The organism is Novosphingobium sp. 550D, assembly GCF_057401885.1.
In genome coordinates this window covers 981,133-1,000,887 of sequence record NZ_CM171613.1, presented here as the reverse complement: position 1 = coordinate 1,000,887, position 19,755 = coordinate 981,133, and the positions used below count along the sequence as shown (strand labels likewise).

Below are 19,755 nucleotides of genomic sequence, written 5' to 3'. Positions count from 1 at the left end.
CCCATGTCTGACGGCCATTTGGGGGGTCGAAGGGCGCAAGAATAAGGTATTTTGGAGTGGTCGCGCTTCGTATCTCTGCCAAGTTTCTTCTCGGTGCTCTTGCGGCCGTTGTGGCCCAACCGGCTCTGGCCAACAGCGCTGCGAATGCTGATATTGCCGCTCCGCTCCGCGCTGCCCAGGCGCCGATCTCGCAGGACAATGGCGATCAGAATTTCCGCCAGCTCTTCTCGTCCTGGCGTTCGATGGAAGGCAACAGCAACAAGCTGGTCAATGCCACCATCGGTAACAACAACGGCGGCATCGCCGGCATCGTCAACCGCGCCATGTCGATCCCCTCGCGCTCGCCGCTCGATGGCCTGCGTTTGACCAGCGATTTCGGCATGCGCAGCCACCCCGTTCTGGGCGGTATGCGGATGCATAAGGGCATCGACCTGTCGAGCCCCACCGGCACCCCCGTTTATGCCACCGCCGATGGCGTCGTCAGCCGCGCCGACTGGTTCAGCTCGTACGGCCTGTTCATCTCGATCGAACATGGCGGCGAAATGCAGACCCGCTATGGTCACCTGTCGCGCCTGAACGTCGCCGATGGCCAGATGGTCCACAAAGGCGACCTGATCGGCTTTGTCGGCACCACCGGCCGTTCGACCGGCCCCCACCTGCATTACGAAGTCCGCGTCGAAGGCGTGGCGGTCAATCCGATCCCCTACCTGCAGGGCGAAGGCAACCCGCAATTGGCGCTTGCTTCTATCGCGCATCACGGTAAGAGTGACGAAGACGGCGAATAACTCATACAAGAGTTACACAGCCTTTCGGGATAACCAAGCCTGAGAAAGAAGGGCGGCAAACAAGCCCAACAGGCATTAGCATCTTGGAGAGGATGCGGAAAAAGCGGCGGGAAACTGCCGCTTTTTCTTTGTTCACAGCGATTATAGGGATTGATGCGAGGGGCTAGACCCTCGCGCTCCCGTTACTGTCTGCGTTGCGCCATGCTTTCGGCCAACCCGTACGGACGCAAGGCTCCCGCGCCGCAGGCTTTAAAATCAACACCCGCCACGCCGCGATCTTGTCACCACCCCATTATCGGGTTTGCAAAGGGCCCCCGCCCTTTGCCCGCCGGAGGCAAATACCCCGCCTCCAAGCTTACCCCTTATACAACCCATCCAACCGCGCCCCATACCGCTCCTTCAGCTTATGCCGACGGATTTTCAACGAGGGCGTCATTTCCTCATTGTCGATGGAGAAGGGCTCGTCGGCGAAGGCAAACTGGCGGACCTTTTCGATCACGGACAGGTCGCGATTGACCCGGTCCAGCGCCTCACGGATCGCCGCGCGGAAGGCGGGCAATTCCTGAAGCGCGCGGACATCGGCCCCGTGGTGGCCATTGACCACCGCCCATTCGCGCGACCATTCAGCATCGGGCACGATCAGGCCGACGATGTATGGTCGCTTGTCGCCGATCACCATCGCCTGGGCAATTTCGGGCTGGAGCGTGAGCATGCCTTCCAGCTTTTGCGGGGCAACATTGTCGCCCTTGTCATTGACGATCATGTCTTTTTTGCGGTCGGTGATGACGATCCGCCCCGCCGCGTCGATGTGCCCAATGTCGCCCGTGTGCAGCCAGCCATCTTTGAGCACCCGCGCCGTTTCGGCCTCGTTGCGCCAATAGCCATGCATGACCAATTCGCCGCGCAGCAGGATTTCGCCATCCGCCGCGATCTTCACCTCTGTCGCGTGGAGCGGGGTGCCCACCGTGTCCATCTTGATGCCGGTGCTGGGGCGGTTAACGCTGGCGATGGGGCCGCTTTCGGTCTGGCCATAGCCTTGCAGCAGGGTCAGGCCGACGCCTTGAAAAAACAGGCCGATTTCCGGGTTCAGCGGCGCGCCGCCCGACACCAATGCCTTGACCCGCCCGCCGAAACGCGCGCGGATCTTGGGGCGCAGCAGCTTTTCCAAAACTTTGTCCAGCGGCCAATCGAGCAGCTTACCCTTGCCCGCCCCGCGCCGCGCGGCCAGCGACACCGCGCTGTCCAGCAGCCCGGCGGCCAGTTTGCCCTGCTTTTCCACCTGCTTCATGATCCGCGTGCGCAACACTTCGAACAGGCGCGGCACGACGACCATGATGGTCGGGCGCACTTCCTCGATATTGCTGCCCAGCTTGTCCAGACCTTCGGCATACCAGATCTGGGCGCCCAGCCCGATGGGGAAGAATTGCCCCGCCGAATGTTCATAGGCGTGGCTGAGTGGCAGGAAGGAGAGGAAGACTTCCGGCTGCGCTCCAGTGGAGTCCCAACCGAAATCCTCGACGATGACATGGGCCGCACCCGCAACATTGTGCAGGATCGCCCCGTGATGCTGCATCACCCCGCGCGGGGCGCCGCCGGTGCCGCTGGTATAAATGATACAGGCGGTGTCGGCGCGTGAAATGCCGCTCATCCGCGCTTCGACCGCGGCGCGGGCCGCCGCCGCATCGCCGCTCAGCATCGATGCCCAATCATGATATTCCACCGCCCCGGCCTGCGCCATGCCCAGCGGTTCCATCGCGATCAGGTGATTGGCCTGTCCCGAACGCAGCACGGCGGGCAGCAATGGCTTGGCCAGTTTCGTGGTCGAAACGATGACCCCGCGCGCCCCGGAATTTTCCAGAATGTGCAAATGGTCGCGTTCGGTGTTGGTCGTATAGGCCGGGACCGTGATGCATCCCGCCGCCATGATCGCCAGATCGGCGATGCACCACTCCGGCCGGTTTTCCGACACCAGCATGATCCGCTCACCACGCGTATAGCCGAGCCGTACCAGGCTTTGCGCGAGCAGGACCACGCGCCGCGCCGCCTCGGCCCAGGTGATGGATTGCCACCCGTCGGCGGTCTTGGCATGCAGAAACGGGCGATCGGCCAGCAAATCGGCACGCGAAAGAAACAGCGTGACCAGATTCGGACTGGTTTCAATATCGGCGATACGCAAGGAATTCGTCCTCTGCCCAGGGGAGTGCTTCAAGCTGTTCTTGGCCCTGATTTAGGCCCTGCCATGGGTGGTCGCAAGGGGAGTAAGAAAAAGCCCTGCTTCAGAGCGGGACATCGGCCCCGACCGCCTCGGCTACATTGGCAAAACCATCGCGGGTCAGCAGGCGCGAAAGCCCGGCGCCGATCTTGCCCGCAATCGTGTGGCCTTCATAAACCATGGCGGAATAAAGCTGAACCAGCGACGCCCCTGCGCGGATGCGGGCATAGGCGTCATCCGCATTGGCGATGCCGCCCACGCCGATCAGCGGGATCTGACCCCCTGTGGCGCGACGGAAATCGACCATCCGCTGCTGGGCAAGGTCACGCAAGGGCGCGCCCGACAGGCCGCCCGTTTCGCCCGCATATTGGCTGGCCAGAGGCGGGCGGCTGATCGTGGTGTTGCTGACGATCAAGGCGCCAAGCTGGCGTGAGATGGCGATACGGGCGATGGCCTCGACATCGGCGGGTTCCAGATCGGGGGCGACTTTCAGGAACACCGGCGGTTTGTGGCCGGTTTCATCGCGCGCGGCGATCACCCCATCGAGCAATTCGGTCAGCGCCGATTCGTCTTGAAGCGCACGCAGGCCCGGCGTGTTCGGGCTGGACACATTGACCGCCAGATAGGAGGCCAACGGCGCAAAAATCCGCGCGCCATAGGCGTAATCGGCAATGCGGTCGGTCGCGTCTTTATTGGCGCCAATGTTGATGCCGACAATCCCGCCACGCGTCATGCGCGCACGCAGGCGCTTTTCCGCAGCCTCGGCCCCGCCATTGTTAAAGCCCATGCGGTTGATGACGGCGCGGTCTTCCTCCAGACGGAACAGGCGCGGCTTGGGATTGCCCGATTGCGGCAAGGGCGTGATCGAACCAACCTCGGCAAAACCAAAGCCAAGGCCGAGCAGCGCGTCGGGCACTTCGCCATCCTTGTCAAAACCGGCCGCCATGCCGACAGGCGTGGGGAAAGTCAGACCCGCCACCGTGCTGGTCAAAGGCCCGTCGGGCGCGACCGGAGCCCCCGCAATCGGCAGATATTTGAGCGAAGCCAGCGCCATTCCATGCGCGGTTTCGGCATCCAGACAGAACAGGGCTTTGCGGATCAGGGCATAGGTCATGGGCCGGAGCCTATGACAAGAAGCGCGGGATTTGTCGATTCTCCACAACCGATCCATCCGCGCGGCACGATTGTCAGACAATTGTTGGTGAAATCCTTTGCACAGAAAGCTTTACCGCAAATTTACCTAAAATTCACCGGCGGAATTGACGCAATCTTACAATTAACATCTCGCGCAATGCTCTAACTGCCTCCTTGCGACCCGAAGGGCTCGTGGTATTTGCCACAGAGTTCTCGAAACTCAAGCGGCCCTCCCATGCGTTGGGGGGGCCGTTTTTTTACGCGCTGATTTTTCCGCCTCTACGCGCTTCACCCCTATAAACCGCCCGCCTTGCCACTTGCCCGCGCGGGGGCAAAGTCCTAGGGGCCTTTAAATCGGATTGATTCGGTCTTATTTGAATCGGGTCAGGAACGGACGAAGAAGGAACCGGACAATGCGATTGTCCAGCATGGCCGATTACGCAGTGGTGGCAATGGTGGCCGCGGCCCGGCAATGTGGCGTTGCGGGTGCCGATTCCGTTGGCGATGGCGAGGTGCGCGCGCGTTCCAATGCCGGGCAACTGGCGCTGGAAACGGGCCTTCCTGCCCCCACGGTGCAAAAGCTGGTCAGCCGGCTGGTCGCGGCCGGATTGCTGACTTCGGCGCGGGGCGCGGGCGGCGGGCTTGGGCTGGCACGCGATGCCTCGCAAATCAGCCTTGCCGATATTGTCGAAGCGGTCGAAGGGCCGATTGCGCTGACCCCTTGCGTCGAAGGGATCGGCCATGATTGCGCGCCGGGGCTGGGTTGCAGTGTGCGCCCGCATTGGCCGGTGGTGAATGAGGCGCTGCGCCTGGCCTTGTCGGGGGTTCCCCTGACCCGGTTGATGGCGCCGCAGGACAGTGTGGAAATGGTGCAATGAGCGAAGATATCGAGATCAAGGATCAGGCCGCACGTGAGGCTGCCGCAAAGGTGGCCGAATATGAACACGGCTGGTCTTCGGATATCGAGCAGGAATATGGCCCCAAGGGCCTGTCCGAGGACACGGTCCGCTATATCAGCGCCAAGAAGGATGAGCCGGATTGGATGCTCGAATGGCGGTTGAAGGCCTATCGCCACTGGCTGACCATGCCGATGCCCGATTGGGCCAAGCTGAACATCCCGCCGATTGATTATCAGGAAGCCTATTACTGGGCCGCGCCCAAGAAAAAGGATGGGCCGAAGTCGCTGGACGAGGTCGATCCCGAAATCCTGCGCGTCTATGAAAAGCTGGGCATTCCGCTGGCCGAGCAGGAAGTGCTGGCGGGCGTCGAGGGCGCGCGCAAGGTGGCGGTCGATGCGGTGTTCGACTCGGTTTCGGTGGCCACCACCTTCCGCAAGGAGCTGGAAGCGGCGGGCGTAATCTTCCGCTCGATTTCCGAAGCAATCCGCGAATATCCGGAGCTGGTGAAAAAGTGGCTCGGCCGCGTGGTGCCGATGGCGGACAATTATTTTGCCGCCTTGAACTGCGCGGTGTTTTCCGACGGGACGTTTGTTTACGTGCCCGAGGGCGTGCGCTGCCCGATGGAACTCTCCACCTATTTCCGTATCAACGCGGAGAATACGGGGCAGTTCGAACGCACGCTGATCGTGTGCGATCGTGGAGCCTATGTCTCCTATCTCGAAGGCTGCACCGCGCCGATGCGCGATGAAAACCAGCTTCACGCCGCCGTGGTCGAACTGGTCGCGCTCGACGATGCCGAGATCAAGTACAGCACCGTTCAGAACTGGTATCCCGGCGATGCCAATGGCAAGGGCGGCATCTATAACTTCGTGACCAAACGCGCGCTGTGTCAGGGCAAGCGGTCCAAGGTGTCGTGGACGCAGGTGGAAACCGGATCGGCCATCACCTGGAAATACCCTTCGTGTGTTCTGAACGGCGAGGACAGCGTGGGCGAGTTCTACTCGGTCGCCGTCACCAACAATTATCAACAGGCCGACACCGGCACCAAGATGATCCACAATGGCAAGGGGTCGCGTTCGACCATCATCTCCAAGGGCATCAGCGCGGGCCACAGCCAGAACACCTATCGCGGGCTGGTCCGCGTCGGCGCCAATGCCGATGGCGTGCGCAATTTCACCCAGTGCGACAGCCTGCTGCTGGGCAAGACCTGCGGCGCGCATACCGTGCCCTATATTGAGGTGCGCAACCCCACCGCCACCATCGAGCATGAGGCGACCACGTCGAAGATTTCCGACGATCAGCTGTTCTACGCCATGCAGCGCGGGCTGGATCAGGAAAGCGCGGTGGCGCTGATCGTCAACGGTTTCGCCAAGGAAGTCTTGCAGCAACTGCCGATGGAATTTGCGGTGGAAGCGCAGAAGCTCTTGGGAATTAGTCTTGAGGGGAGCGTGGGGTGATAACACCACTTATTATTCTGGCGGCTTCCGTCCCTACCAAACCTCTTACAGATATTCGGCAAGAAACGGCTGCCTACTATCAGTGTGTTAAAACTTCATCGGTGAAGTTGGAACGCTCCGATGCGCCAATCGAGCAAATCACAAGTGCAGCACTTGTAAAGTGCACGAAGGCCCGAGAACGCGTCTCTGATGTATTTGGCGTTGACCTGATCATTCGTGAGACCAATCTAACAACAGGTCAAATTGAGGGGCGAACCGATAGATTTCTAGCACTGCTGGACGAAGATGTACGAAAAAAGGCGTCGCTTGTCGTTTTGCAGCGCCGAGCAGAAAGAAAGTCCCATGCTGACCATTGAAAACCTCCACGCATCCGTCGCGGACAAGCCGATCCTCAAGGGTCTCAACCTCACCATCAACGCGGGCGAGGTGCACGCGATCATGGGGCCGAACGGCGCGGGCAAATCGACCACCGGCTATGTGCTGGGCGGGCGTCCGGGCTATGAAGTGACCGAAGGCTCGGCCACGTTCAACGGGCAGGATCTCTTCGCGCTCGATCCGCATGAACGCGCGGCTTCGGGCCTGTTTCTGGGTTTCCAGTATCCGGTCGAAATCCCCGGCGTGTCGAACCTGCAATTCCTGCGCGAGGCTTTGAACAGCCAGCGCAAGTTCCATGACCTGCCCCCGCTGTCGGGTGGCGAGTTCCTCAAGCTGGCCAAGGAAAAGGCGGCCTTGCTCAAGATGGACATGGAAATGATGAAGCGCCCGGTCAACGTGGGCTTTTCGGGCGGCGAGAAGAAGCGCGCCGAAATGGTCCAGATGGGCATCCTCGACCCCAAGCTGGCGATTCTGGACGAGACGGACTCCGGCCTCGACATTGACGCGCTGCGCATCTGCGGCGAGGGCATCAACGCCATCATGCGCAAGCCTGACAAGGCCGTGCTGCTGATCACCCACTATCAGCGCCTGCTCGATTACGTGAAGCCGGACTTTGTCCATGTGCTGGCCGGTGGCCGCATCATCAAGACCGGCGGGCCGGAACTGGCGCTCGAACTCGAAGAAGGCGGCTACGAAGGCGTCGTGGCATGAGCACTCTGCCCACCAGAAAGGCGGAGGATTGGCGCTATGCCGATCTGGCCGCGCTGGAAAAGCTCTGGCCCCTGCCCGCGGCGGAACAGGTCACCGTGGCGGCGGGCGAGAGCTTTGCCCGCGCCATCGTCAACAAGGGCGGCGTGGTGCAACTAAACCTGGTGCTGGAGGTCGGAGCGCAGGCGGCAGTCCATGTGCTCAACACCGCCAATGCCTATGCCCGCATCGAAATCGAAGTGACCTTGCATGAAGGCGCCGATTTCAAACTGGGCGGCGTGCAATTGAGCAGCGGCGATCAGACCGCCGAAATCGTCACCACCGTCCGCCACATCGAACCCAACGCGACCAGCCATCAGATGATCCGCTCTGTCGCGGGCGGCACATCGACGGCCAGCGTTCTGGGCAAGGTCTATGTCGCCAAGGGCGCGGATGGCACCGATGGCGAACAATCGGTGCGCGCGATGCTGCTGGACCGCACGGCGCAGGCCAATGCGCGGCCCGAGCTGGAAATCTATGCCGATGACGTCAAATGCGCCCATGGCTGCGCGATTGGCGAATTGGACGCCAACGGGTTGTTCTATCTGGCCGCGCGCGGGATCGAACCGGCCCGCGCCAAGGCGCTGATGCTGCAGGCCTTTATCGCCGAAGCCTTTGACGGGGCGGGCGAAGAAGACAATCTGATCGCGCAGGCACAGGCCGCTTTGGAGGCTTTGCTGTGAGCGTGGAAACCCTCACCCTTGATCTGGCGAAAATCCGCGGCGATTTTCCGGGGTTGGCAGGTGGCTGGCACTATCTGGACAGCGGCGCCACCGCGCAAAAGCCGCAATCCGTGATCGACGCCACCGTCAACGCCATGGGCCGCGACTATGCCACCGTCCATCGCGGCGTTTACGCCCGCAGCGCCAATATGACGCTGGCCTATGAAGAGGCCCGCCGCAAAGTGGCCGGTTTCATCGGCGGGCGTGAGGACGAGATTGTGTTCACCCGCGGCGCGACCGAGGCGATCAACCTTGTCGCGCAAAGCTGGGGTGGAGCGCATTTGCGCGCCGGAGATCGCATCCTGATCTCAACGCTAGAGCATCATTCGAACATCGTGCCCTGGCAATTGCTGCGCGATCGGGTGGGGATCGAAATCGACGTTTGCCCGCTGACCGATGATGGCCGGATCGATCTGGACGCCGCCGCGCGTATCCTGACGCCTGCGCACAAGCTGGTCGCGCTGGCCCATGTGTCCAATGTGCTGGGCAGCGTGCTTCACGTGGAACAGGCCGTGGCTCTGGCCCATGGCGTGGGTGCGAAAATCCTGATTGATGGGTGTCAGGCCGTGCCGCGCCTGCCCGTCGATGTGGCGGAGCTGGGCGTCGATTTCTACGCTTTTTCCGCGCATAAACTCTATGGCCCGACCGGCATCGGCGCGCTCTGGGCGCGGGCGGAAATCCTCGATTCCATGCCCCCGTGGCAGGGCGGCGGATCGATGATCGACCGCGTGACCTTTGAAAAAACCACATGGGCCCCCGCCCCCACCCGGTTCGAGGCCGGCACCCCCGCCATAATCGAAGCCATCGGCTTTGCCGCCGCCGTCGATTATGTGCAGAGCATCGGCCTGCCCGCCATTCATGCGCATGAGGCCGGATTGGTCAAAACCCTGCGCGGCGCGCTCTCGGCGATGAATGACGTCACCGTGTTCGGCCCAGAGGACAGCGCCGGGATCGTCAGCTTTGCCATCGACGGGGTTCACCCGCATGACCTGGGCACGATTCTGGACGAGGCCAATGTGGCGATCCGCGCCGGGCACCATTGCGCCCAGCCTTTGATGGACCACCTTGGCGTGCCCGCCACCGCGCGCGCCAGCTTTGGCCTGTATAGCGACGAAAGCGATATTGCCGCGCTGATCGCCGGCATTGAACGCACGAAGAGGATCTTCGGCTGATGACTGACACGACTTCCGATGACACCCCCCGCTTCACCGTGGAGGAAGTGAATGACGCCCCCACCCCGCCGCGCGCGCGGGTGGACATTGCCGCCGCCCCTGCTCTTGGCGCCGATGGCGAGATCGAAAAGATCGCCGACAAGGTCGCGCGCAAGGCCGATTACCTCGAAGGTTTCCTTTCGCAACAGCCCACCGGCCTGACCCCGCACGAACCGGGCGGCGAGCTGTATGAGGGCGTGATCAACGCGCTCAAAGAGATTTTCGACCCGGAAATCCCGGTCAATATTTACGAACTGGGCCTGATCTATGGCGTGGAAATCACGCCCGAAGGCTCGGCCAGCATCACCATGACGCTGACCACGCCGCATTGCCCGGTGGCCGAATCGATGCCGGGTGAGGTCGAACTCCGCGTCTCGGCGGTTCCGGGCATTCGCGACGCCGATGTTCAACTGGTCTGGGATCCGCCATGGGACCCGGCCAAGATGAGCGATGAAGCCCGCCTCGAATTGGGGATGCTGTAAAATGACCGTGACCACGCGCAAGCCCCGCCCCGCCGCCGTCCTGCTGACGCCCAATGCCGAGGCGCGCGTGGCCAAATTGATGAGCGAAGCGCCCGAAGGCGCCATCGGCGTCAAGCTGTCCACCCCGCGCCGGGGCTGTTCGGGTCTGGCCTATTCGGTGGATTATATCGACGCGGCCAGCCCGCTGGATGAAAAGATCGAGACGCCCGGCGGACTGTTCTTCATCGACAGCGCCAGCGTGCTGTACCTGATCGGCAGCACGATGGATTGGGTGGAGGATGATTTCACCGCCGGTTTCGTGTTCAACAACCCCAATGCCAAGGGCACCTGCGGCTGCGGCGAAAGCTTTACGGTTTAAGATTTGCGGTGACACATCCGTGTCGCGGCTTCTTTGATGAGTTGACAAATCGCCTCCGCGATTTGTCTGCGGCGCCAGCCCTCTCCCCCGGCCCTACCACCCACAGGGTACACTTAATGGGTGGTAGGGCCGGGGGAGAGGGCTGGCGCCGCAAGCTTCAGGCGGACGCCTGAAGCGCACCCAACCAAAATCCGAAGGCCCCCTCATGGGCCTCCGGGGTATTTCAAGCCATTCTCGCCTCCTGCATCTGCAGATATTGCATCAGGCGCTGGGGCACGCGCTGGGCCTTGACGCAGCAACGGCGCAACAGGTTAAGCGCGGCGGGCGAATTGACCTCGCCATCCTCGTCGATCCGTTCGATCAGCCATATGGCCTTGGCATCGTCGACGACGCCTTCGGGCGCGCGCTGTTCCACCAGCCAATGCGAAAGCGTTTCACCAATAAAACTCACCCATTCCGGTGATGGTGAACGAAGATGCGCATTAATAGCCAGCAGCGCTTCGGCATCATCCGGGTTCAGTCGGGCCGGATTGTTGGCGGGCAGATCGCTAATCGAGTTCGGCATTTGGTGCATTCCTTTCGGTTTGCGCCCCCGTCGGTATCCCCTTGGACCGAAATGACGAATCGTGCATTGCCGCCAAATGAACCAGATTGTCAGACGCGGTGAAGCGTTATTTGGAAATGCGCACTTCGTTTGTTCACAAATGTCGCGTTTTATATCAAAGCGTTCATTTCCGGCGCAGCGCCGCCACACAGGCCGCCCGGTCCACATCGCGCGCATCGGTGCTGCGCCGCGCATCGACATAGGTGGCGCGCACTTCACCCCCTGTCCCCTGCGGATAAAGGTAAACGTCCAGAACGCAGGCGGGGCCGACAAATTGCAGCTTGCGCGCATCGCCTTCCACGACATCCAGCCGCGGCGGGCCGAACAAACGGCTCAGATCCGCCGAGCGGGCGCCAATCACCCCTTCCAGCCCAGGCGCGGCATGGATCACCGCATTGGGCACCGGTTGACGGCGCGGCGCCACCGGCACAGCCGCCCGCCCGGATGGCCGCGCCGATGGGCGTGGCGTGCTGGCCACCGGCCCTTGTTCACCGCAAGCGGCGATAAGCGGAAGCAACAGGATCGGCAGGGCAAAGGACAAGCGCATGGCGGCATGCTCTTGCCCCGCGCATGGGGCCTGTCAATGCCACATGCGGCCAAACCGCTTGTCGCCCCGCCGCGCCGCCGCTAGGGCAAGGGCAACCAACCACAGCAGGAAGCATTGCACACCCATGTCCCAGCCCAGCATCGATGTCATCGCCATCGGTAACGCCATCGTCGACGTTCTGGCCCCCGCGTCCGAGGATCAGATCACGGCCCTGGGGCTGGCCAAGGGCGGCATGACATTGGTGGACCCGGACCGGGCGCGTGAACTTTACGCCGCCATGGGCCCCGCGCGCGAGATTTCGGGCGGCAGCGCGGCCAACACGCTGGCAGGGCTTGCCCAGCTTGGCGCCAAATGCGCTTTTATCGGGCAAGTCGCCGATGATCAGTTCGGCAATGTCTTTGCCCATGACATCCGCGCGGGCGGCATTGGTTTCGACACGCCGGTCCGCAATGGCGAACCCGCCACCGCGCAATGCCTGATCTTTGTCACCCCCGATGGTCAGCGCACGATGAACACCTTCCTTGGCGCCAGCCAGTTCCTGCCCGCCGACGCTCTGGACGAGGCAGTGATCGCCGATTCGCGCGTGCTTTATCTCGAAGGCTATCTGTGGGACCCCGAAGAACCCCGCCGCGCCATGCGCCGCGCCATTGCCGCCGCACGCGGCGCGGGTCGCGAAGTGGCCTTCACCATGTCGGACGCCTTTGTCATTGCCCGCCACGGCGATGATTTCCGCGCGCTGATCGCCGAGGGTCAGATCGACATCCTCTTCGCCAATGAACACGAATTGGCCGCGCTGACGGGTCTTGAGGATTTCCACGAAGGTCTGGACCAGCTTGCCGCCAAGGTGCCCTGTGTCGTCGTCACCCGCAGCGAAAAGGGCGCCCATGCCGTCCGTCGCGGCGAAACCGCCCATGTCCCGGCCCAGCCCATCGAGGCCGTGGTCGACACCACCGGCGCGGGCGATCTGTTTGCCGCCGGTTTCCTGTTCGGCCATGTGCGCGGCATGGATCTGGAAAAGTGCCTGACGCTGGGCGCGATTTGCGCGGCCGAGGTGATCTCGCACTATGGCGCGCGTCCCGAAGCCGACCTCAAGGCGCTGACGGCCTCGGTCATCGGGTGACCCGTTGGAGCGTTTTCCGATCATTCGGGATCGGAAAACGCGACTAGCCCGCGCGGCGCTTGAGCGTCGCTTTTCCGTTCGCGTCAGCTTGAACGGAAATCGCTCTAAGGGCGCAAAACCGCCCGTTTCAAAAAATCTGAAAAAAATTTCGCCCCCGGCCTTAAAAAGGTCCGGGGGTTTTCGTTCTGTCGTATGCGCGCCAAAGAACATGCGTTTACCGGGGCGGGGCAAGCCCGGTGATGTTGGTTGACGCGCAAAGAACCGGTCAGAGGCAATCTGGCCGAAACAGGATGTCAACTAACAGGAACAGGACCCATGACCGCAGGAGTATCGCCCGTCTCTCCGGTAGTACACGGCACCCCGGCCAGCCGGACGGCTTATGAAGCAACGCCGTTGACCCCGGCGATCGAAAAAGCGACCGCCATGACCAAGGCTGACCCGCCCAGCGTTCTGGACCCCAGCCAGACCGAGCCACGTCAGCCCAATGACGGGTTCAGCGGTTTCAGCACCTACGCCTGAGGCGCAGCCACAAGCATTTCCCAGCCCCCATTTCCCAAAATCCAGAGGATAGCCCCCATGACGATGAGCATTTCCAGCCCCGCCGCCCCGGCCGTCGCGGCCAATAGCGCAGCACAGGCCGCCATGGCCGCCGCATCGGCCGCCATGGCCACCGGCATGGCCAATGGCGGTTCGGGCGGCAGCGCCCCCGTTCCGCCCCCCAGCGGCCCGGCCGGCGCGTCCTTTACCGCCTATGCGTAAAGGTCATTGAACGCAGATCATTCTGCTTCGCGTGCGACCTCGCGCCAGCCGATATCCCGACGGCAAAACAGTCCCGGCGCGGTGATCGCACCGACAGCGGCGTAGGCTTCGGCCTGCGCCGCTGTTACGTTGTGGCCCCGGCCCGTCACGTTCAACACGCGCCCGCCCGCCGAAACCAGCGCGCCGTCCTTGATCGCGGTGCCGGCGTGGAAAACCTTGGCACCATTGGCCTGTGCCGCGTCAATCCCGGAAATCGGGCAATCCTTGGCCGGCGTGCCGGGATAGCCATCGGCGGCCATCACCACGGTCAGCGCGGTATCATCGGAAAATTGCGGCGCGGCAATGCTGCCCAAACGATCCGTGGCGCAGGCATAGAGCAATTCGCCCAGATCGCTGGTCAGACGGGTCATGATGACCTGACATTCGGGATCGCCGAAACGGGCGTTATATTCGATCAGCTTGGGCCCTTCACGCGTCAGCATGAGGCCCGCAAACAGCACGCCCGAATAGGGCATCCCTTCATCGGCCAGCGTCTTGACCGTGGGGGCGATGATGCGGGTCATCACCTCGGCCTGAAGTTCGGCGGTCAAAACCGATGCGGGCGAATAGGCGCCCATGCCGCCGGTGTTGGGGCCGGTGTCGCCATCGCCCACACGCTTGTGATCCTGCGCCGAGGCAAAAGGCACGATGGTCGCGCCATCGGTCAGCGCGAAGAAGGAGGCTTCCTCGCCCTCCATGAATTCCTCGATCACGGCTTCGGCGTCGCCGAAACGGCCCGCAAAAATATCGCGCACGGCTTCCTGCGCCTCGTCCATGGTCATGGCCACGGTCACGCCCTTGCCCGCGGCCAGACCGTCGGCCTTGACCACCACAGGCGCGCCGAACTGATCCAGCACGGCCAGCGCCTGTTCCAGCGAGGTCACGCGTTGATAGCCCGCGGTCGGGATATTGGCCCGCGCGCACAGATCCTTGGTGAAGCCCTTCGACCCTTCAAGTTGCGCGGGCAGCTTGTTCGGACCGAACACCGGCACGCCCGCCCCGCGCAACGCATCGCCCAGCCCGTCGACCAGCGGCGCTTCGGGGCCGACCACGACGAAACCGATCTGATATTCATCGCAAAAGGCCAGAACCGCGCCATGATCGGTCACGTCCAGCGTCACCAGTTGCGCATGCTCGGCAATGCCCGGATTGCCGGGGGCGGCAAAAAGCTTTCCACCGTTTGCCAGAACCGAGGATTGCGATAGACGCCACGCCAGAGCATGTTCGCGCCCGCCCGAACCCAGCAAAAGGATATTCATGCCTGCCTCTTTCGATTCCGATGATGATCTCTCCGGCGCGCTCGTAGCGAAAGCGACGCGCGGCGACAACGCAGAACCCCTCTCGATCACCGAGATTTCTGCGCTGTTGAAGCGGACGGTCGAGGATCGCTTCTCTTTCGTGCGCATCCGGGGCGAATTGTCGGGGGTGAAACGCGCCGCATCGGGCCATTTGTACCTGTCGTTAAAGGACGAGGGCGCAAGGCTGGACGGCGTGATGTGGAAGGGCAATGTCGCCCGGCTGGGTTTCCGGCCCGAAGACGGGGTCGAGGTTGTCGCCACGGGCAAGCTGACCACCTATCCGGGGCGATCCAATTATCAGATCGTCATCGACAAGATGGAGATCGCGGGTGAAGGCGCGCTGCTGGCCTTGCTGGAAAAGACCAAGGCGCGGCTGGAGGCCGAAGGGCTGTTTGATCCACGCCGCAAGCGCCGGTTGCCGTTTTTGCCCGGCGTGATCGGGGTGGTCACGTCGCCTACGGGCGCGGTGATCCGGGATATTCTCCACCGTCTGGCCGACCGTTTTCCCTCCCGCGTGATTCTCTGGCCGGTGCTGGTGCAGGGGCAAGGCGCCGCCGAACAGGTGGCCAATGCGGTGCGCGGCTTTTCCGAAATGGCGCCCGATGGGCCGATCCCGCGCCCCGATGTGCTGATCGTCGGGCGCGGGGGCGGGTCGATCGAGGATCTGTGGTCGTTTAACGAGGAAATCGTGGTCCGCGCGATTGCGCAATGTTCGATCCCCGTGATCAGCGCGGTCGGCCATGAAACCGACACGACGCTGGCCGATTTTGCCGCCGACATGCGCGCCCCCACCCCCACCGCCGCCGCCGAAATGGCCGTGCCGGTACGCGAGGAATTGCGCGCCTTTGTCGGCGACCTGGGCCTGCGTTCGCGCCGCGCGGTGGTGCGCCCGGTGGTGCTGGGCCGCGAAAGGCTGGAGGCCCGTGCCCAGCGTTTGCCCACGCCCGAGGAACTGATCGCGGCCAAGGCGCAGGCGCTGGATGAAACCAGCGAGCGTTTGCGTCGCGCCCTTGGCAATGTCGCCCAGCGCGCCGGAATGCGCCTGCAACGCGCCGCAGGGCCTTTGACGCCGGGGCTGCTGCAATCCCGCCTGCGCCATGCCGAAGCGCGGCTTTCGGCGCAAAGGTTGAACCCTGTACTGTTGGCCCAGCGGTTGCGCCATGACCGGCAAAGGCTGGACGGGGTGACGCGCATCATGGCCAGCCTCAATCCCGACAATGTGCTGGCGCGCGGCTATGTCCGGGTGACGGCATCGGATGGGCGCACGCTGACCAATCGCGAGGCGGCCATGGACGAATCCAGCCTGACGCTGCATTTCCGTGACGGCGTGATGGATGTGACCCCCGGCCACACTCCCGCCCCCCGCGAGGCCGAACCCGCCGCGCCCAAACGCCCCGCCCCTGCGCCCCGCGCCAAAACCACCCCGCCTACGCAGGATGATTTGTTCGGCTGATCATGCTATAGAAGGCCCATGTTGATGAATTCTCCCGATCGCGCGGCGGTGCTGCGCTATGAACCCAATGGCTTCACCATGCTGACCCGCGGCAACCACGTCGTATGCGCCGTTTCGGGCGAGGCGATCCCGCTTGAATCCCTGCGCTATTGGAGCGTGGAGCATCAGGAAGCCTATGCGACGCCGGAATTGGCGACAAAGCGCCTTTTGGGTCGATGATTTCGCGCCGCGCGGTGCTGGGCGGGCTGGCGGCTGTGCCGGTGGCGGCCCATGGGTTTTCGCTCGATGTCGGGCCGATCACCTTTCCGCGCGGCGAAACGACGCAAGGTGGCTGGGCGCAGGGACAGGCACCCAAAGGGTGGCAGGTGGCGCTGGATGGCGCGCCTTTGACCACCGATCCCATGGGGCGCTTTTTGGTCGCCTTTGACCGGGATGCGCCACCGGTGGCCAAATTGACCGCATCGGCGCCGGGGGGAACGCAAGCCGTTCTGGGGCTGGATATTTCTCCGCGCGCGTGGCGGCTGGAAAATATCAACGCCCCCTTTCGCCCGCCCGCCATGCCGGAGGGCGAATATGCCCGCATCCGCGCCGAAGAAGTCGCAAGGATCGACGCCGCCCGTCACGCCGATGCGACATCGGATGGCTGGCGACAAACCTTCATCTGGCCGATCAAGGGGCGGATTTCGGGCCTTTTCGGCTCTCAACGCATCTATCGCGGCACGCCCGGTTCCTATCACACCGGCAGCGATGTCGCGATGCCCACCGGCACGCCCTATCTGGCCCCGGCCGATGGGGTTGTGGTGCTCGCCGCGTCATCGCCCTTCACGCTGGAGGGGCATTTGCTGATGATCGACCACGGCATGGGGCTGGTCAGCGCCTTTCTTCATTCCTCCGAATTGCTGGTCCGCGAAGGCGAAAGGGTCAGCCAGACCCAGCCCATCGGCAAGGTGGGCATGACAGGCCGCGCCACAGGGCCGCATCTGCATTGGGGCATGCGCTGGCGCGAGGCGCGGTTGGACCCGATGTTGTTTGCCGGACCTATGGTTTGAACCAGTGGTCGAGGAACAGGCCCATCGGGCGCGGGGTCAGGCCCAGTTCCGCAAAGCCCTTTGCCCCATCGGCCACCACGCTGCCGGCCTTTAACAGCGCGATCTGATCGGCCGAAATCGGCGTTCCGGGCAAGGCGGCAAAGATCCGCGACGCCGGATCGGGCATGGGCAAGAGGTGGATCTTCCGGCCCAATGCCTTGGCGATGCGTTGGTTGAGTTCCAGCATCGAGAGGACCTCTGGCCCGCCCAATTCATAGGTTTGCCCGCCATGGCGCGCCGGATCGGCCAGACAGGCCGCAATCGCCAGTGCAACATCATCAACCAGCACCGGTTGCAACAGGCCATCGGGCACAAAGACCGGCAGGATCGCGGGCAAAGGCAAGCCCGCCACCATTCGCATCAACCGCGCGAACATGTTGAGGAAATTGTCATCCTGCCCAAAAATTACGCTGGGCCGCAGGATTGTCGCGCCGGGAAAACCTTTGAACGCGGCCACCTCGCCCGCCGCCTTGCTGCTGGCATAGGGGACGGGGGATGACGCATCCGCGCCAATCGCCGAAACATGGACAAAGGCGCCCGCTCCGGCCTCCTTTGCCGCGCGGGCCAGCTTTTCAAGGCCGCTGCCCTGCACCGCGTCCAGAGGGCCGGAAAACAGGCCCACCAGATTGACCACCGCGTCGGCCCCCGACAGCGCCCGCACCACGCTTTGCCCATCGCGCAGGTCCGCGCGGGCGAATTCGACCTGTCCGGGATCGCCCTGTCCGCGAATCGCCCATGCCTTTTCCGGGTGGCGCGATACGATTCGCAAACGCGCCCCCGCCCGCAACAGCGCATGGGCCAGATGCCCCCCGACAAAACCGCCCCCGCCCGTGACCACCACCAGAGCATCGCGCAGAACATCGCTCATCGCTGCTTCTCCCAAGGAATTGTGCAGGTTCAAGATGGTGCGAACCGCCCCCCGCCGCAATCAGGGCAAAAGGGCAAAAAGGGGGCGATCAAAAAAACTTTTCAGTTTCGCGAAAAAAATCTCCTTTTTGCGTTGACAGGATTCGAAGGTGCGCTTAGAGGCGCGGTCCTACCCGGCGCGGGCAGCAACCGAAAGGAAGCTAAGCCTCGGTGCCAAAAAGCAAATGTGCCCAGGTGGCGGAATTGGTAGACGCACTAGCTTCAGGTGCTAGCGCTCGCAAGGGCGTGGAGGTTCGAGTCCTCTCCTGGGCACCATTTGCTCTCCCGGCCAGCGGCCGGGAGGATCGACAAAACCCCGACATTGATGGTTTTGATTTTTCAGCCTTTGGCTGATGGCGGCTTTATGCGCCGCTTACCCGATCGCCCTTTCCTGTAACCACAACAGCGACGGATAGGCGCAGAGCCAGATCCAGAAGAATCGGTTCAGCCCGAACAGGCACGCATTGGCCCCATGAAACAGCGCGGTCAGCACCAGCCCCGCGATCAGCGCCGGCCGCCAGAGAAACGTCAGCGGAAAGACCAGTTCCAGCCCCATCACCGCCCAGCCCATCAGCCACAGCAAGCGCGGGCGGCGCGCCCAGAGGCGGACATTTTCCGCCACCGGATAGGCCGAGAACAGGAATACATCGCGCAGCGCCCTGCCCCGCCGCCATGCCGGGTTCACCACCTTGACCCAACCGGAGATGAAATAGGACAGCACCAATTGCATCCCCAGATAGCCAAAGGCCATTTCCTGATAATGCCGGTCGGGCAAATGATAGGCCAGCGTGACCATTATCAGCACCAGAAGACTCATCCGGTCCGCACCGCCATTATACGGCCCGTTGAAAAAGGGCAGAATCAACAGATGGTTGATCACCAGCGCCAGCGTCAAAACCTGCGGCAAAAACCTGTTATCGGGCGCAAAGACCAAGGCGAGGAACAGACCCGCCGAAAGGATCAGACGCGGGATGAACAGCCATCTTTCCTGACGCCTCGCCCCCGGGTCAAGATGTTCAAGGCTTTGCTGAATAAAGGCCAGCGCCATCAACACCCCGGTCAAACGCAGGGCATCGTCCAAAATCATGCCCAGCCCATCTGCGCCAAAGGAGCGGGCGTCGACAGATAGACGGTATGGCTGCTCAACCGCGCCGTCTGGCCTATGCGCCCGACCAGCCGCAGGCGGATCTGGACCACATCACCATCCCCGGCCAAACCATGCCGCGCCAGATGCCGCCCCACCCGCGCCATCAACTCCCGCTGGCTATGCGCCAGGGCAGCGGGCGAGAGAGGGTTGAGCAGGCGTTCAACCAGGCTGACGAGAAAGAGATCCTCGTTCCATTGCCGGTTCCAGAACAGGCGGCCCAACATGGCCATCACGCCCAGTTCGGCGGGACGGGGCCGGAATTCATGCCATTGCGGATCGCCGCCGCCCAGAATGGCGTAATCAATGCGCGGGCTGTCGCTCACCCCGTCGAAAAAGCGCCATGAGGGCAAAAGCGCGGGCAGCAGCAGCCGAATTCCGTCAAAGGGAAACACGTTGGCCCACCCCTTCTTAG

23 protein-coding genes and 1 tRNA gene are annotated in these 19,755 nt (G+C 62.9%); 16 read left to right on the top strand and 8 right to left on the bottom strand.

Annotated features, from left to right (window positions below; translation table 11 throughout):
- The first annotated feature begins 56 nt into the window (after nucleotides 1-56).
- Nucleotides 57-785, top strand: a complete 729-nt coding sequence (locus AC2S2E_RS04885; protein WP_486523940.1) for a M23 family metallopeptidase — start codon at nucleotides 57-59, stop codon at nucleotides 783-785.
- Nucleotides 786-1,140: 355 nt separating this feature from the next.
- Here the strand turns inward: AC2S2E_RS04885 and AC2S2E_RS04880 are convergent, their stop codons facing one another.
- Both AC2S2E_RS04880 and AC2S2E_RS04875 read right to left on the bottom strand, forming a co-directional pair.
- Nucleotides 1,141-2,961 (bottom strand): AMP-dependent synthetase/ligase, encoded by a 1,821-nt coding sequence (locus AC2S2E_RS04880; RefSeq protein WP_476105929.1) that lies wholly within the window; start codon nucleotides 2,959-2,961, stop codon nucleotides 1,141-1,143.
- 100 nt (nucleotides 2,962-3,061) lie between these two features.
- Nucleotides 3,062-4,111: a quinone-dependent dihydroorotate dehydrogenase gene (locus AC2S2E_RS04875; protein WP_486523938.1), complete on the bottom strand. Its 1,050-nt coding sequence runs from the start codon at nucleotides 4,109-4,111 to the stop codon at nucleotides 3,062-3,064.
- A gap of 433 nt (nucleotides 4,112-4,544) precedes the next feature.
- On the opposite strand from AC2S2E_RS04875, the gene AC2S2E_RS04870 reads away from it, so the two are divergent.
- The 8 genes from AC2S2E_RS04870 to AC2S2E_RS04835 are packed head-to-tail and all read left to right on the top strand — an operon-like array spanning nucleotide 4,545 to nucleotide 10,382.
- The gene (locus tag AC2S2E_RS04870; protein WP_486523937.1) at nucleotides 4,545-5,009 is read left to right on the top strand and encodes an Rrf2 family transcriptional regulator; all 465 of its coding nucleotides are present in this window, start codon (nucleotides 4,545-4,547) and stop codon (nucleotides 5,007-5,009) included.
- Complete coding sequence (sufB, locus tag AC2S2E_RS04865; protein WP_486523936.1) at nucleotides 5,006-6,487, top strand: Fe-S cluster assembly protein SufB; 1,482 nt, start codon at nucleotides 5,006-5,008, stop codon at nucleotides 6,485-6,487. The genes AC2S2E_RS04870 and sufB overlap by 4 nt, the downstream gene beginning before the upstream one ends.
- Complete coding sequence (locus AC2S2E_RS04860; RefSeq protein ID WP_486523935.1) at nucleotides 6,484-6,843, top strand: hypothetical protein; 360 nt, start codon at nucleotides 6,484-6,486, stop codon at nucleotides 6,841-6,843. Before sufB ends, AC2S2E_RS04860 begins: the two co-directional genes overlap by 4 nt.
- Nucleotides 6,830-7,573, top strand: a complete 744-nt coding sequence (gene sufC, locus AC2S2E_RS04855) for a Fe-S cluster assembly ATPase SufC (protein WP_486523934.1) — start codon at nucleotides 6,830-6,832, stop codon at nucleotides 7,571-7,573. The genes AC2S2E_RS04860 and sufC overlap by 14 nt, the downstream gene beginning before the upstream one ends.
- Nucleotides 7,570-8,292, top strand: a complete 723-nt coding sequence (locus AC2S2E_RS04850; RefSeq protein ID WP_486523933.1) for a SufD family Fe-S cluster assembly protein — start codon at nucleotides 7,570-7,572, stop codon at nucleotides 8,290-8,292. Before sufC ends, AC2S2E_RS04850 begins: the two co-directional genes overlap by 4 nt.
- Nucleotides 8,293-8,294: 2 nt before the next feature.
- Nucleotides 8,295-9,503, top strand: a complete 1,209-nt coding sequence (locus tag AC2S2E_RS04845) for an aminotransferase class V-fold PLP-dependent enzyme (protein WP_486524554.1) — start codon at nucleotides 8,295-8,297, stop codon at nucleotides 9,501-9,503.
- Nucleotides 9,503-10,024: an SUF system Fe-S cluster assembly protein gene (locus AC2S2E_RS04840; RefSeq protein ID WP_476105936.1), complete on the top strand. Its 522-nt coding sequence runs from the start codon at nucleotides 9,503-9,505 to the stop codon at nucleotides 10,022-10,024. The genes AC2S2E_RS04845 and AC2S2E_RS04840 overlap by 1 nt, the downstream gene beginning before the upstream one ends.
- Before the next feature lies 1 nt (nucleotide 10,025).
- Nucleotides 10,026-10,382, top strand: coding sequence for a HesB/IscA family protein (locus tag AC2S2E_RS04835; protein WP_476105937.1), 357 nt, complete (start codon nucleotides 10,026-10,028; stop codon nucleotides 10,380-10,382).
- A gap of 223 nt (nucleotides 10,383-10,605) precedes the next feature.
- On the opposite strand, the gene AC2S2E_RS04830 is transcribed toward AC2S2E_RS04835, so the two are convergent.
- Together AC2S2E_RS04830 and AC2S2E_RS04825 are read right to left on the bottom strand one after the other, a co-directional pair.
- On the bottom strand, nucleotides 10,606-10,947 hold the full coding sequence (locus tag AC2S2E_RS04830; protein ID WP_486523932.1) for a hypothetical protein: 342 nt from the start codon (nucleotides 10,945-10,947) through the stop codon (nucleotides 10,606-10,608).
- 163 nt (nucleotides 10,948-11,110) lie between these two features.
- The gene (locus AC2S2E_RS04825; protein ID WP_476105939.1) at nucleotides 11,111-11,533 is read right to left on the bottom strand and encodes a hypothetical protein; all 423 of its coding nucleotides are present in this window, start codon (nucleotides 11,531-11,533) and stop codon (nucleotides 11,111-11,113) included.
- Between the two features lie 124 nt (nucleotides 11,534-11,657).
- On the opposite strand from AC2S2E_RS04825, the gene AC2S2E_RS04820 reads away from it, so the two are divergent.
- From AC2S2E_RS04820 to AC2S2E_RS04810, 3 genes are all read left to right on the top strand, one after another.
- The gene (locus AC2S2E_RS04820) at nucleotides 11,658-12,653 is read left to right on the top strand and encodes an adenosine kinase (RefSeq protein ID WP_486523931.1); all 996 of its coding nucleotides are present in this window, start codon (nucleotides 11,658-11,660) and stop codon (nucleotides 12,651-12,653) included.
- Nucleotides 12,654-12,968: 315 nt separating this feature from the next.
- Nucleotides 12,969-13,172, top strand: coding sequence for a hypothetical protein (locus AC2S2E_RS04815; protein WP_476105941.1), 204 nt, complete (start codon nucleotides 12,969-12,971; stop codon nucleotides 13,170-13,172).
- Nucleotides 13,173-13,229: 57 nt separating this feature from the next.
- The gene (locus AC2S2E_RS04810) at nucleotides 13,230-13,412 is read left to right on the top strand and encodes a hypothetical protein (RefSeq protein ID WP_476105942.1); all 183 of its coding nucleotides are present in this window, start codon (nucleotides 13,230-13,232) and stop codon (nucleotides 13,410-13,412) included.
- 17 nt (nucleotides 13,413-13,429) lie between these two features.
- On the opposite strand, the gene purD is transcribed toward AC2S2E_RS04810, so the two are convergent.
- Nucleotides 13,430-14,710, bottom strand: a complete 1,281-nt coding sequence (gene purD / locus AC2S2E_RS04805) for a phosphoribosylamine--glycine ligase (protein WP_486523930.1) — start codon at nucleotides 14,708-14,710, stop codon at nucleotides 13,430-13,432.
- Here purD and xseA point away from each other — a divergent pair.
- Genes xseA through AC2S2E_RS04790 form a run of 3 tightly spaced genes read left to right on the top strand, consistent with a single transcriptional unit; the run spans nucleotide 14,709 to nucleotide 17,251 of the window.
- On the top strand, nucleotides 14,709-16,202 hold the full coding sequence (xseA, locus tag AC2S2E_RS04800; protein WP_486523929.1) for an exodeoxyribonuclease VII large subunit: 1,494 nt from the start codon (nucleotides 14,709-14,711) through the stop codon (nucleotides 16,200-16,202). The two genes, purD and xseA, sit on opposite strands and share 2 nt — an antisense overlap.
- A gap of 18 nt (nucleotides 16,203-16,220) precedes the next feature.
- Nucleotides 16,221-16,421 (top strand): DUF2093 domain-containing protein, encoded by a 201-nt coding sequence (locus tag AC2S2E_RS04795; protein ID WP_476105945.1) that lies wholly within the window; start codon nucleotides 16,221-16,223, stop codon nucleotides 16,419-16,421.
- On the top strand, nucleotides 16,418-17,251 hold the full coding sequence (locus AC2S2E_RS04790) for a M23 family metallopeptidase (protein ID WP_486523928.1): 834 nt from the start codon (nucleotides 16,418-16,420) through the stop codon (nucleotides 17,249-17,251). Before AC2S2E_RS04795 ends, AC2S2E_RS04790 begins: the two co-directional genes overlap by 4 nt.
- Here the strand turns inward: AC2S2E_RS04790 and AC2S2E_RS04785 are convergent.
- Nucleotides 17,241-18,158, bottom strand: a complete 918-nt coding sequence (locus AC2S2E_RS04785) for a complex I NDUFA9 subunit family protein (RefSeq protein ID WP_486523927.1) — start codon at nucleotides 18,156-18,158, stop codon at nucleotides 17,241-17,243. The two genes, AC2S2E_RS04790 and AC2S2E_RS04785, sit on opposite strands and share 11 nt — an antisense overlap.
- A 227-nt stretch (nucleotides 18,159-18,385) precedes the next feature.
- On the opposite strand from AC2S2E_RS04785, the gene AC2S2E_RS04780 reads away from it, so the two are divergent.
- Nucleotides 18,386-18,472, top strand: a tRNA-Leu gene (locus AC2S2E_RS04780).
- A 97-nt stretch (nucleotides 18,473-18,569) separates the two neighbouring features.
- On the opposite strand, the gene AC2S2E_RS04775 is transcribed toward AC2S2E_RS04780, so the two are convergent.
- Together AC2S2E_RS04775 and AC2S2E_RS04770 are read right to left on the bottom strand one after the other, a co-directional pair.
- The gene (locus AC2S2E_RS04775) at nucleotides 18,570-19,283 is read right to left on the bottom strand and encodes an HTTM domain-containing protein (protein ID WP_486523925.1); all 714 of its coding nucleotides are present in this window, start codon (nucleotides 19,281-19,283) and stop codon (nucleotides 18,570-18,572) included.
- Nucleotides 19,280-19,735 (bottom strand): hypothetical protein, encoded by a 456-nt coding sequence (locus AC2S2E_RS04770; protein ID WP_476106773.1) that lies wholly within the window; start codon nucleotides 19,733-19,735, stop codon nucleotides 19,280-19,282. Before AC2S2E_RS04770 ends, AC2S2E_RS04775 begins: the two co-directional genes overlap by 4 nt.
- Between the last annotated feature and the right edge of the window lie 20 nt (nucleotides 19,736-19,755).